Consider the following 291-nt stretch of genomic DNA (forward strand, 5'->3'; position numbering starts at 1 on the left):
ATTCAACATATCGATGTCTATAAAATAAAACCCAATCCATTTCAACCGCGGGAAACTTTTGATGAGAGCAACCTGGAGGATTTAAAAAACTCCATTGCTGAAAAGGGTATTATTCAGCCGATTACGGTCCGCCGGGTTGAAGATGGATTTGAGTTGATTGCAGGAGAGCGACGGCTCCGTTCGGTCCTGGCGCTCAATATCAGCCACGTTCCAGCGTATGTTCTGCAGGTTGATAGCGACGAGGAAATGCTGGAGCTCTCCCTGATTGAAAATATACAACGGGAAGATCTT

1 protein-coding gene is annotated in these 291 nt (G+C 45.7%); it reads left to right on the forward strand.

The features are described 5' to 3' along the window. The coding region (locus MD536_RS21090; RefSeq protein ID WP_239603769.1) for a ParB/RepB/Spo0J family partition protein at positions 1–291 on the forward strand (291 nt) is incomplete at both ends.

Source organism: Flavihumibacter cheonanensis (assembly GCF_022352215.1).
In the GTDB taxonomy this organism is placed as follows: domain Bacteria; phylum Bacteroidota; class Bacteroidia; order Chitinophagales; family Chitinophagaceae; genus Flavihumibacter; species Flavihumibacter cheonanensis.